Genomic DNA, 11,949 nt, shown 5'->3' with positions numbered 1-11,949 from the left:
ATGATGACGCAGACCAAAGTGGAAAGGTTCGCAACCGAATATGCGCGCGACGAGGATCGACTCACCGGCCGGGACGATAACCAGAGCAGCATTCATTATCCGACGGTGTTCCTCTTCATCGGGAACAAGGCGGGGGACGCGATTGAGCCGATGATCCAGATTAGCGAGCGGAAATGGGATAACAGTGCCGGCGTCATGTACGTGCACATTGCGTCCCGTGGTCTAGGGGTAGAAGTCTCCGGCGGGGAAGATTCCGCCGCCCGCAGCGCCGCTTCCGCACGGCATGGCGCAGAACCCGGCGGCAGAGTTGCCCGGCTCGTGCTTCCGCTCGGCGGAAGCGGGGATAGCGACAGCCGCAGGACGATACGCCGCGATGTGCACCGTATGTTCTACGCGGAGGAGGGCGGCCTGCTTGAGCTCAACCGCATCTTGCGGAAGGTGAGCAGCGATATCGCGGAGTACGGCCGCCTCTATGCTTCGTTCGATCGGATTCATCTGGCGGTCATTACGCGGGCCGATGATCCGCTCACTGTGCTGGTGCCGGAAATTACGCTGCTGGCGGAAGCTATTTTTCAGCAATCGTTCAAGTCGGTGCAGACGGATCTGTACGCGCTCATCAGCGAGCGGGAACAAGCCGAATCCTTCGGCTATGCCAGCTCGGCGGGAGTCGCGTTCCTGCGTGAGCTCGATTATATGCAGAGTCCGGACTACTCGTTCTCGGCCCCGCTGCATGTGACGGAAGACAGGATTGCGATCGAGGTGACGCATCCCGCTTCGCCGTTATTCGATCTCGTCTATGTGCTGACGGACAAAAATGAACGCGGCATGTCATCCTTCGACGAAGAAGACAATTACGAGATCATTTGCCATATGAACCTGTTGAAAAACCGGAAGCGGATCGACTCGGCTGGGGCGCATGGAATGGATAGCTACAACAACACCTCCCTGCGCAACAATCTGATGACCGAATCCGGCCGGATCGGGTTCGTCTCGGCGGGCTTCTCGAAGGTGAAGCGCCCGAATCATTCGATAGCGCTCGCTGTGCTGTACCATTTCTTCCGGGAGCTGACCGAGCGGATGAAGGGCGGGCCCGAGCGAACGGCCGCGGAGAAGCTTGCCTGGTTCGGACTGAACACGGAAGCGATAGAAGCCCAGGTCGATCAGACGGTCCCGGCCGCGGAGCGGCTCGGCGACATGAACGGCTTGATGACGCATGGCATCAGCTTCAGCCAGCTGAAGCGCATGACGCTGCGCGAAGCAGAGGAAGCGCTGTTCGGCAGCGGCTGCACCGCTTTTTTCCGGGAGAACTATGAACGGGCCGCCGAGAGCGCGATCCGGCAGCTTCCGGACGACGAGTTGCATGATGCGATCCGGCAGCGGTTGGCCGCCCAGACGGATACCTGCTTCTATCATGTGTACGCCTGGACGAACGAGGCCGAGGAAGCGGGCAGCGTCTGGCCGCTTCTGCACGGCCGCATCCGCGAGGCGGCAAGAGCGCTGGAAGCGGCGCGGGCGGAGCTGGAGCAGAAGTATAGCGAGAAGGTGGAGGCGCAATCGTTCCAACGGCTGCCGTTGATGGATAAGCACAATGTACGCAGCTTCATCCGCGCCTTCTTCGACACCGTGTACTGCCAGAAGCTGGAGGTGCTGCGGCTGGAGACGGAGCTGCGGCTGTATCGGAAATATGAAGCGGAGCTGGAACGGCTGCACGCGATCTGCAAGCAGTACGTGCAGCAGATGGAGTCGCTGGAACGGACGCTCCGGGAAGCGGCGCTCGCCAGCATCCGTCGGGCTGATGATTATATCGGCCAAAATATTATGGAGTATTATGAACGTGTGACGGCGGATGTCATGCGGGACATCGAGGCGAAGCGGGGGCCGGGGGCCTTCGGCGAAGAGCGGTATATGGGCAGCGTCACCCGCCTGCTGGAGCAGGGGATAGAAGCCTTGGCCGCGCGACTGTGCGAGGTATGCCGGGATCATATGTTGACCGCGGCTCCGTTCCGGCAGACGTTCGAGGAAGAACTGCTGCGGCGGGCGAACGTGACGATCGACTACAGCAACCAGGAGGTGCTGTCGCGGGACGAACTGTTCAAGAAGCTGAATCGGACGCTGGAGGAGTATGCTGGCATTCATATCCGCTTGCTCGATTATACGCATAAGCACCGCTACGAGGAGAAATATTTTTTCGGCGACGCGACGAGCGAATTTATGCGGTATGCGTTGAACGAGGAGGAGACGTCCCGTATCTACAAGCTCGGCTGCGTGCACGAGAAGCGAAGCAGCGGGGTAGAGAAGCTGAACATGATGGGCGGCTTCTGCGTCGAGGACCTGATGTATTACCGGAATGGCAAAATGTACTACGAGAGCTACGTGCAGAACGGGTACCGATTCCATGGTATCGATCCTGAACTGCTGCCGCCTATCCGTTAATCCGGGTATGCCAGGCGAGTGTCCGCCGGGCTTCCGTACGGACTGCTGCCGTTCTCGGGGGAAGCGGAACGCCAGCGCATTGATCCGAAGGGCAGAAGCTGCATCCGGGGCAGCGGACCTGGAATGGAGCGGGTCATGACGATTACCTGAGCGTATATGTAAATACCGGCCTTTATGAACACGTATTTTTTGTGAGATTATGTGAGAGGATGCTATATTTATGCAGCGAAAAGTGAATTGGCTCATGGTGCTGTTCAGCCTGATTGGAGGCACGGTCGGCTGGGCCGCCGGGGAGTGGCTGCTGTGTCGTCTGGTTGGCCACTGGCCGGATGTCGTGGTGAGCGGGCTCTACTTCGGGATCATCGCCCTATTCATCGGCCTGGCCTGTCTGACGGCCGAGATGATCTCGCCCCGGCTGAATGGCCAATCGTGGCGGCAGCGGTATGCGGGCACATCGTGGCTGGTGCTCGTGCCCGCGACGCTCGTCCTGCTGTTCATCGCGGGGCTGACGCTCGAAGCGGCCTACCAGATTGAAGCCGGCGGCGTGAAGTCGGTCGAAAATATCGTGCTTGTGATCGACAATTCGGGCAGCATGGAGCAGACGGATCCGAACCAGGATCGCTATAAAGCGGCCAAGCGAATGATCGAAGAGATGGATCGGGACAAGCGGGTAGCTGTGTTTGTATTTAACGACAGCGTGACCCTGCTTCAGCCTTTCGTGCAAGTGAAGGATCAGGCTGTCAAGGATGAGCTGTTCGCTAAGATGGATGGGCTCCAGCCGACGCAGGGCCGTACGGATATCGGCCTGTCTCTATCCGAAGCGATGAAACATATTAAGGACAATCCGGCTGATTCGGGCGGCACGATGGCCGTCCTGCTGTCGGACGGCTTCAGCGAAGTGAATACGAACGAAGTGCTCGCTGATTATAAGGCGAAGCATATTGCCGTTCACACGATCGGCCTCAGTCTGGTGGATGCGGAAGGCTCGGGCCTACTACGCCAGATCGCGGACGAGACCGGCGGCCAGTATTACGATGTGTCCAAAGCGGACGATCTGTCGTTCGTTTTCGAGCAGATCTACAGCAGCATCGGCGATCGGACGTTGGTGACAGAGCGTTCCGGGCCGCTTCGGGACAGCGGCTATTATAAGGCGCTGCATGTCATTGCCCTCGCGCTGATTGGCACTGCGCTTGGCTTGTCGCTCGGCCTCGTGTTCGACAACCGCTATCTCGCCAAGAGCTTCGCTATCGGCGGGGCTGTGGCGGGGCTACTTGCTGGTCTATTGCTGGAGGCCGGCTTGTCCGGACGACCGCTTGCGGACGGAGCCGTGCGCCTCGGCGCCGATCTAGTGCTGGCGGGCGTCATTGCGATGTTCACGCTGGCCGTGCCTGTGCAGGAGAGCCAGCGGCAGCAGGAAAGCCGCCCGCGAAGAGGAGCGGCAGGGAATGAAGGCAGCAGCCTGTCCGGACGGCAGCCCGATCAGAACAGCCGTGGATTCTAGTGTGGAGGGGGCTATGATAGATGTATTATTCGGAAGCGGGTTCGGAGACGCCGATCATCCGCAGACTGGCACATAGTATTGACGAAGATCGATGTACGCTGCGATGGCTGTGGCCCGATACGATTCAGGCCGTCTACGTGCACAAGGCGGCGGATCGCCTGGCGGCCGAGCGTCCGCCGGTCGCGGAGCTGAAGCTGTATACGAGAGACGAGTACAAAGCCAACAACGGGTACCATGACCGGATTGATGGGATCGGGCGGCTCGTCTATACCATCTACGCTTGTCTACTGCAGGAGGATGGACAGCAGCAGCTCGTCATCCAGCAGGATGGCGGGAACCGGATCGCACTGAGCACCGGCCGGGCGAGAATCTGTTATTCGATCCGCTATAAAGGCGGCTGGTTCAAAACATTCAAGACGGCGCAAATCCAGGTGGCGGCAGAGGTGCCGCTCCCTGCGGATGTGCTGTGCTATGTGAAGAAGCACGGCGGCTATCCCGCCAGTAAAGACGACGGCACGGTCTACCCGTTCGTCGAGCCGTTCGCCCCGGGCCGGAACATGCTGCCGGAGATTGAGATCGGGAAGGACGATTATATTCGGCTCTTCTTCACCGACGGCCGCCAATACGGCCAGCTGTACGAGCTGATACCGGAATGAGGAGGAGAAGACATTGGGGATTTTTGATTTTCTGAAGCGCAAGCCGCAGCCGGCGTCACGGCCGCTGTTCTATGATATCGTATGCCCGTACTGCTTCAGCAAGTTCTCGCCGGCGGAGGTCGTGTTCCGCGCGGCGCACCACCGCGAGGATGACGAGAATTATGCGCTGCAGGAGGATGAGAAGCTGAACAAATACCGGGACCGCTTCGGCCTGGACACGGTCTATGATATGGAGGCGGTCATCGAGCCGCGCGATGTTCCCGAGGAGCATCATCTGTATTCCGACCATGTGCTTATCGGGCTGAATGACCGCTATGGCGTCGTCACGCGCAGAAGGCTGTGCCCGCACTGCCATAATGAGCTGCCCGTAACGGCAGGGAAGGTGCCGAGCAATATCATTTCCATTATCGGAGCTTCCCAGGTCGGCAAATCGGTCTACATGACCTCGCTGATTCATACGCTCCAGCATGTGACGGCCGATCATTTCGATGCCGCCTGCATGCCGCTCAATGCGGAGATAAGCCGCAAGTTCCGCACGTTGTACGAGGAGCCTCTGTTCGAACGCGGCGATCTGCTCGCGTCGACGCAGAAGGAGAAGATGCAGGAGCCGTTCATCTTTCAATTCGTCTTCAAGGATGAGACGAAGCCGCCGCTCACACTGGTGTTTTTTGATGTCGCGGGGGAAGGGATGGTTGATCAGGATTATCTCGGCCTGCATGGCCAGCATATTAAAAATTCGACCGGCATTCTGTTCATGATCGATCCGCTGCAAATTCGGTCGATTCGTGAAAAAATCCGTATGCAATACGGCGGAGCCTCGGACGATTGGGTACCGCAATATGACGAGCCGCGCGATGTCGTGCTGACGCTGTTCGGCGACTTCATCGCTTACCAGGACAAGAATAAGACCGACATTCCGACGGCGGTCGTACTGACGAAGAGCGACATGCTGCATGCGTTGAAGGATGAGGATGGAGACTATATTAAGTCGAATAGCAATATTTTCCACAATATGGTTCATCGCAAATATCTCGATCTGACGGAATTCCATAATATCGATGGCGAGATCCGGCGCTTCATCGAGAAGGTGGACCGTCCATTCAAAGGAACGATGGATGTCTATTTCTCCAATACGGCCTACTTCGCCGTGTCGGCATTGGGCAGCAACCCGGTCAATCAGAAGCTGCAGGGGGTTGTCAGTCCAATCCGGGTAGATGAGCCGTTCATCTGGCTGTTGCATCAATTGGATTATATCGAGGGGAGAGAGCAGCATTGACATCGAACAGATCCTCTCGCATCCAGCAGCAAATGTACACGCGGGAGCGGCGCGGTATTTTCCGCTTCAACGAAGGCTTCGACACGATCGCGGTCTCCGGCGGGCTTGATACCGGATTCATCAAAAAAGTACTGCATCCGTTCTGTGTCTATGACGCACCGGCGGAGCTGGCCGCGCGCGGTGAGAAGGACGAAGCGCGCTATCCGCAAGCACTGCACCTGTTCCACGCTGAGATGGGGCAGCTCGTCCTAGGCCGCAGCATCTATCAGGCGGCGGATTTCACGGGCTTGCGCAGCGCCTTCTTCACCCATAACTATATTATGCCCGCCGATCAGGCGGCTGAAGCGGTGAAGGACTACCCCTCGCTGCTGAACGCGGACTTCGACGGCAGCTATGATATCGAGCAGGGCACAGAGCTGCCTGAGTTGGAGAGGATTCCTGCCGCGGCGGAAGCGCGCCGTCCGGCTTCGCCGGCCTCCCTGCTCGCCAGCCTCGGCATCGATGAGAAGATGTTCAAGAAGCTGTTGTTCGCCGTCATCTCGTCCGTTGTCACAAGGCGCAAAGTGTTCGTGGCGCTCGACGTCGCGGTGGAGGAATTGTCGGAGACTGCCTTGCAGCTGGTCGGCGTGCTGTACGGCAGTCTGCCGTATGCGTACCGCCGTGCGTTCGGCTTCCTGACGTTCTCGAAGGAGCCGCAGAGCCGGAAGGGCATTCATCTGACGTTCGTCGAGCAAGGGAGCTTGCGTCAGAATGATCGCAGCATCGACAAGGATTATACCTTCGATCTCGCGTCCAAGCGGGTGACGAATGTCGATATCGATCTGGGGAAGCAGCCCTACTTGAGCTTCGCCTGGAGCAATCTGGATCAGCCCGGGCGGGCGGAAGCCTTCTATGTCTTCCACGAGCAGATGCTGGAGGGTATGGACTCGCAGCGGCATACCGCGATCGCGAGCTGCCACGAGCTGGCTATCTTGTACCAGATCGAGGAAGGCAGTGATTCTATGTATATGCAGAATCGGGTTGGCGCGCTGCGTTCGATGCTCGATTACTTAGCACCGGAAGGGGCTGTTCAGTCGAAGCGGCGGCTGGCGGAGCTGTTCCGCGGAGGCTTCCAGCGCGAGTATGAGCTCGTCAAGCAGGGCGAGATGCCCGATCCGGCTATCGTGAAATGCTTCATGGAATTCGAAGCGCTTGCCGGGGCGGCGCTGGGCAGCGATCTGCTCGGGTACTTGATCCGGAGCTTATATGAAGCCAATCAGGCGAAGAGCCGTGAGCGAACGGAAGCCTATTATGCGCTCATCGAGGGCAGCGACAGCGTCAGCAAGCCTTTCTTCGACACGTTGCTGCGGGGCGGCAAGACGGTGGAGCTTTTCTTCCCGTATATGCGGCAGAAATTCCAGGAGATCGTCCGGGCCGAGGAACTTGTGAAGCTGGCTCACCATTGGTCCAGCCAGCATCCGGTGCTGCTGTGCAAGGCTGAGTTCACCGAGCTGGCTGCCGGGCAGCTCGCCGAGAAGCTGCGGCATGATGCGGAGCCGGTGTCCGCCGTGAACGCGGTGCTGGATACGGTAGACCGCCTGCTCGCGGAGAAGGGGCGGATTGCCGACGAAGATATGCTGCTCTTGATGGAGCAGTTGTCTTATGCGGCGAATGTGTTCCTGCTGAAGGAGCTGAATCTGGAGGAGACGCGCCAGGAAGCGTTCCTTCAGATCGGTTTCCTAGCGCACCCGGGCGAGGTGAGGGAATGGGTCGCCCGTTATTCGCCTCAGGTGCAATCCACGGCGAATGTCATGCTGGCTGCATACCGCTGGTTCCGCGACGCCGAGCCGGATGAATCGATCTTCGGCGGCTTATCGCCTGCCGAGCTGGATCGGTTGCAGCAACTTGGACGACGCTGGTTGCAGAAGGATCTGGAGCCGTCCCGCTTCCGGCGTCTAGTGCTGGCGTTCTACCGGGATGCCGACACAGGCTTGATCGAATACGGAGCGCTGCTCCATTATTTGCACCTGCATGCGCCGAACCGGGAGACCGTCTATCTGTTCATGAACTGGTCCGAGAAGCAGCGCTTGTTCTCGCGAGAAAGGAAGCTCGAGCCGGGATATGTCGCGGCGGTGGTCGCTTATTTCAAAAAATACGACCAAGACGCGTTCAAAAACCGGACGAACCGTAAGCTCTATTTCGAGCAGGCGGGCGCGCCGCTTCAGGCTGCATACGTCAAGGCCCGCAGTGAGTTATCGCCGCCCATCGTCAGATGGCTGCGGCGCAACCGGAAAGCGATGGTGTGGTTCGCGACCGCGATCCTGGTCATCGGCGGCATCGGCGGCGGATTGGCGGCTTCCGGCGTCTTCGACAGCGGCAAGCCCGCAGTGGCGGATATCACTGCGTCCAATCCTGCGCCGTCTCCGCAAGAGCGGGCAAATAAGATCGAACCGCAAGTCTACGCGAGGCAAGTCGAAGATTTCGTGGACGGCGAATGGAAGCCGACGACAGAGCTTATATTCGAGTTCGGAACGGAGGCGGAATGCTCCGCTTTTCAGGCGGGCACGATTACATTGAAGCTGGAGGATGGCACCGAGCAGACGTATAAGGATCGTCCTGTGCAGAATCTCTGTTCTTCGGGGGCCGCTTCTTCTTCCACAAGCGGCGGGCAGCAGGATCAGAATGGCGACGGGAGCGGACAACCAGCCGGAGGAGCAGATGGTAGCACTGGCGGGACTTCGGCCGAGCCGACCCAGCAGCGATCCTATCAAGCGATTGTTTCTTTGGGTAAAATGATAGATATCGGAAAAATAAGCGGAGTACTTGTGAATCAGAAAATTATTGAGTATATTGAGAAATAGAGGCTGACAGTCAGCCTCTATTTTTTTGTCATCCTGTACTGAATGACAGAGAAGACTGTGAGCCATGCGCTCGCTGCCGGTACGCTTGAACCGCGAACGCGAATGGATTCGATGGGAACGGTGCCATCGCTCGTGCTGACGATTGGATTGTGGGGAGTCCGCTATGTGGCGGCGGGTGCAGAGAAAGATAGATTCGAATAAACATTGAATGCTAGGTTACTAGGGGGATGTCGGATATACAATGTCTAGTTTGGAAAACGGCCTAAATCATTTTGTCGCGTTTGGCTTGACATCCGTCTTTTTACGTGCTACGACATACAATTCATGTCCGCGCATGTCTGCTTGGAGATGGGGAATAAGAGCCATCTTCTGTGGTATAGAAATTTCTTTGTATCGGTCCGATTTCTGTAGACTTAGATTGATATCCATATGAATTCGGTGCGGAGCTTGGCGAGAAAAGATAGTAATTGGTTCAAATGAAGCCTGTTCCAGCAATAAAGGTAAATTATAACTAGAGTAATGAAATAAATGATCGACTTCTGTATAGAGTAAAGATTCAACTCCGCAAATTTCATTGGTAAAGGAGTGATGGTTTGGAACGCTAAAAAATAGCAAACCATCCTCATAAAGTACAGAATGAACTTCTTGTAGAAAAGTAATTGGTTCCGGAACATGTTCGAGCACATGCCAAAAAGCAACGGCGTTAAAGGTTGGTTGTGTGGGGAAAAGCGATCGCTCCCACATGCTGTTATTCAATTTAATACCGTAATTTTCTTTAACATATTGGCAAGAAGTGGCGGATGGTTCTAAACCTGAAACATTCCATCCCGCAGCTTGTGCAGCGTATAAAAATTCACCGGTGCCAGAACCTATTTCAAGCAGATTTCCTTTGGTTGCGTGAAATTGTTGAATTAAAGTGATATTGAATAATGCAAATTCAACAAAAGTAGATTCTTTATACGGCTCTCTCATAGATAACCAAGCTTCATTATAAATTTCCGGAATAAATTTTTTAGTATTGATATTTGATAATCCTTCCTGAAATACCAACTCGCAATTAGAACATTGCAATAAGTTAAATTGGCTATAACGATGAAAGTATGTAATAAATTGTGATTTGCATATCGGACAATTCATGGATAGCCCTCCCCCTTCACATTATGGTATATGACTTCGTGGAGCATTGTGTTCTATCCTAAAAAAAGAAATCAGGAACAATCGCGGAACAAGGCTGGCATGACGTGTTGTTGACATTGGGTGGTCGTATGCCCGGCTGTGAAGACGACAGCAGGAAGGGAGCGACTGGAGCTTATCTTCATGAGGCTGCAAATCTTATTACGCTCGATTCCTTGGCAGACACACTGGATTGCAGTACCATAACCAGTTTCCCTGTTGGATAAGTGGCAGTCTACAACTATGAGCGGTTACCAAAAAAAATGAAGCAGCCTTAGCCCGATAAGTTTTTCTACCGGCTCACCGTTATGAAACATCATGACGGTTGGCATAGACATAACGCGGTATTCGGACGCGATGGCAGGGGAGTCGTCACAGTCTACCTGGAGTACGGTTACCTGTTCCCCATATTGATGATCCAACTCGTCGAGAATAGGCAGAAGCGCCTTACATGGCGGACACCATGATGCTCCGATTTCAACAAGTGTAACCCCTTGCACGCGAATAAATCCTTGAAATGATTGTTCATCAACTTCGTACATACTCATCGTTATTCCTCCCAGTTTGTTGTTTGTCTTTCGTCTAGAATGAAGCGGATGCGCTCTTGCAGGTTGGACTTTATAGATTCAAGAAAATGGATTTGCTCGTCGATTTCCGCAAGCTTTTGTTCATAAATCGGGAGTACTTCTTGACAGAAAATAACTATAGTCAAGCAACAAGAAGTGTCTTAACATCTGCAGAAATACAGCAAAACCTCCAGTTCCACATCGTGGGCTGGAGGTCTTTTTGTTTTGAATGGTGAACCCTAAAAGTGCACCAAGGATCCTATTTTGCGCCAAAGCGAGGAATCCGCAGGCAAGCCAGTAAATGACGAGCAGCTTGCCGCCTAATTTGATGAGTTGAAAGCTTGCCCCCAGTCCTACCGTGGTGAAGAACGTGAGCATGAATAGACTTTGGAGCGAAGTAAAGGTAATTTCCAATAGACCTGTCGTTTTCAGGATCGTTGCTAGGATAGCAAACAGCAGTCCTCCGACAACGGGCGCTGGAATACAAAACTTTTGCAGTACTCCCGATTTTCTGACAAAAAAGGTTCCTAGTACAAGCAAGGCTACAGCCAAAAATATCGTATTCACTTGATTAAGCGCCAGCGTCATCCGTATTCCTCCCCATAAATGTCATGATCGCTTCATTCGTCAAGTATGCTCCCAGTCTTATGGTCTCCCGTTCTCGTCAACATCTGGATTCACCTCGCAAATATCAAAAGAAAGCGTTTTCTTATGAGCGGCGACCGAGCGAATAAGGGCACGAACGACCATCGGTGTTAATCCAAAAGGAGAGGGAGCACTGACTCCCGGCGCAAATGCCGCATTGAGAACATCGGTACAAAGTGTGAGCATGACATAATCCTGCTGTTCGATGAACACTCGTAAGGTTGAAAGGATGCTATCCATCTGTCCTTCATACATATCTTCTTCTAGAATGTAGCGGGTAACGAACTCGTCCGCTTTGTCGAACAGTTCTTGTGTATTACCGAAACGCTGGATGCCAAGCACCAAGTAGCTGCTATTGCGATCGTGCTCTAGTATTTGACGGAACATCGTTCCTGATGATGGCTGAGTGTCGTAGGGGCGTAGGTCGAAATGGGCGTCAATGTTGATAATTCCAAGTGAAGCATCTGGCCCGATATGCTGCCGGACACCTAAATAATGTCCATATAGCGTCTCATGTCCTCCGCCTTCTTCGCATTCAAATCCGATGATGGCGCAAGTGTTTGGAGAAAAGGTTTTTTTTGGTGCATCCAGTTCCATCCGTTCCACAATTTGATGGTAGCGGAAGCTGCTTCTTCTCTCTGCATGATCCGTGCGGCCGATCCATACATCGGCTCCAATAAATCGAAGAAATCAACTTAAATCGATAAGATCTAGGGTTGTCTGTTTGCTCCGAAGCTAGATCCACCATCGGTCGCGTGGGGCTCCCTTAAGGTTCTCTCGGGATTGTACATTAGAAATTTCAACAGCCAGGGGGGTGTCCCAAAAGTCTAAAAAGATTTGGGACGCCCCCTTGTTTTCA

At 54.7% G+C, this 11,949-nt stretch carries 10 protein-coding genes and 2 pseudogenes; 8 read left to right on the top strand and 4 right to left on the bottom strand.

What is annotated here, in order from left to right; translation table 11 throughout:
• The 7 genes from PBN151_RS07615 to PBN151_RS31110 all read left to right on the top strand — a co-directional run bounded on the left by PBN151_RS07615 (position 1) and on the right by PBN151_RS31110 (position 8,907).
• The gene (locus PBN151_RS07615; RefSeq protein ID WP_072728537.1) at positions 1-2,433 is read left to right on the top strand and encodes a transcription initiation factor TFIID; all 2,433 of its coding nucleotides are present in this window, start codon (positions 1-3) and stop codon (positions 2,431-2,433) included.
• 18 nt (positions 2,434-2,451) lie between these two features.
• Entirely contained in the window at positions 2,452-2,583 is a 132-nt protein-coding gene (locus PBN151_RS32265) for a hypothetical protein (RefSeq protein ID WP_265332080.1), read from the top strand.
• A gap of 70 nt (positions 2,584-2,653) precedes the next feature.
• Entirely contained in the window at positions 2,654-3,934 is a 1,281-nt protein-coding gene (locus tag PBN151_RS07610) for a vWA domain-containing protein (RefSeq protein WP_072728536.1), read from the top strand.
• Positions 3,935-3,954: 20 nt separating this feature from the next.
• A complete protein-coding gene (locus tag PBN151_RS07605) occupies positions 3,955-4,590 on the top strand; it encodes a beta-mannanase (protein ID WP_072728535.1) in 636 nt (211 codons plus the stop codon).
• Positions 4,591-4,603: 13 nt separating this feature from the next.
• On the top strand, positions 4,604-5,866 hold the full coding sequence (locus tag PBN151_RS07600; RefSeq protein ID WP_072728534.1) for a hypothetical protein: 1,263 nt from the start codon (positions 4,604-4,606) through the stop codon (positions 5,864-5,866).
• Complete coding sequence (locus PBN151_RS07595; RefSeq protein WP_227774497.1) at positions 5,863-8,706, top strand: GAP1-N2 domain-containing protein; 2,844 nt, start codon at positions 5,863-5,865, stop codon at positions 8,704-8,706. Before PBN151_RS07600 ends, PBN151_RS07595 begins: the two co-directional genes overlap by 4 nt.
• Positions 8,707-8,748: 42 nt before the next feature.
• Positions 8,749-8,907 carry a hypothetical protein gene (locus tag PBN151_RS31110; RefSeq protein ID WP_175560650.1) on the top strand — a complete coding sequence of 53 codons (159 nt, stop codon included), beginning with the start codon at positions 8,749-8,751 and terminating at the stop codon, positions 8,905-8,907.
• 66 nt (positions 8,908-8,973) lie between these two features.
• Here PBN151_RS31110 and PBN151_RS07590 read toward each other — a convergent pair whose 3' ends face one another.
• Positions 8,974-9,843 carry a class I SAM-dependent methyltransferase gene (locus PBN151_RS07590; protein WP_072728533.1) on the bottom strand — a complete coding sequence of 290 codons (870 nt, stop codon included), beginning with the start codon at positions 9,841-9,843 and terminating at the stop codon, positions 8,974-8,976.
• A gap of 104 nt (positions 9,844-9,947) precedes the next feature.
• Between PBN151_RS07590 and PBN151_RS31105 the strand changes: the two genes are divergently transcribed.
• On the top strand, positions 9,948-10,106 hold the full coding sequence (locus tag PBN151_RS31105) for a hypothetical protein (protein WP_175560649.1): 159 nt from the start codon (positions 9,948-9,950) through the stop codon (positions 10,104-10,106).
• A 24-nt stretch (positions 10,107-10,130) separates the two neighbouring features.
• On the opposite strand, the gene PBN151_RS07585 is transcribed toward PBN151_RS31105, so the two are convergent.
• The 3 genes and pseudogenes from PBN151_RS07585 to PBN151_RS07575 all read right to left on the bottom strand — a co-directional run bounded on the left by PBN151_RS07585 (position 10,131) and on the right by PBN151_RS07575 (position 11,768).
• Positions 10,131-10,427 (bottom strand): thioredoxin family protein, encoded by a 297-nt coding sequence (locus PBN151_RS07585; protein WP_072728532.1) that lies wholly within the window; start codon positions 10,425-10,427, stop codon positions 10,131-10,133.
• A 255-nt stretch (positions 10,428-10,682) separates the two neighbouring features.
• Positions 10,683-11,033: pseudogene (locus tag PBN151_RS07580) on the bottom strand (sodium/glutamate symporter); the annotation flags it as partial.
• Positions 11,017-11,768, bottom strand: a pseudogene (locus tag PBN151_RS07575) (formimidoylglutamase). The pseudogenes PBN151_RS07580 and PBN151_RS07575, both read right to left, overlap by 17 nt.
• Positions 11,769-11,949 lie beyond the last annotated feature (181 nt).

The organism is Paenibacillus sp. NAIST15-1, assembly GCF_001894745.1.
Classification (GTDB): Bacteria; Bacillota; Bacilli; order Paenibacillales; family Paenibacillaceae; genus Paenibacillus_B; species Paenibacillus_B suaedae.
This window is presented reverse-complemented; position numbering and strand designations above follow the sequence as displayed.

Bases quoted from the DNA above. Each gene is read 5' to 3' on its own strand.
- PBN151_RS07605 (WP_072728535.1), top strand. From the start codon at position 3,955: ATGTATTATTCGGAAGCGGGTTCGGAGACGCCGATCATCCGCAGACTG.
- PBN151_RS07590 (WP_072728533.1), bottom strand. From the start codon at position 9,843: ATGAATTGTCCGATATGCAAATCACAATTTATTACATACTTTCATCGT.
- PBN151_RS07610 (WP_072728536.1), top strand. From the start codon at position 2,654: ATGCAGCGAAAAGTGAATTGGCTCATGGTGCTGTTCAGCCTGATTGGA.
- PBN151_RS31110 (WP_175560650.1), top strand. From the start codon at position 8,749: ATGACAGAGAAGACTGTGAGCCATGCGCTCGCTGCCGGTACGCTTGAA.
- PBN151_RS07615 (WP_072728537.1), top strand. From the start codon at position 1: ATGATGACGCAGACCAAAGTGGAAAGGTTCGCAACCGAATATGCGCGC.
- PBN151_RS07585 (WP_072728532.1), bottom strand. From the start codon at position 10,427: ATGAGTATGTACGAAGTTGATGAACAATCATTTCAAGGATTTATTCGC.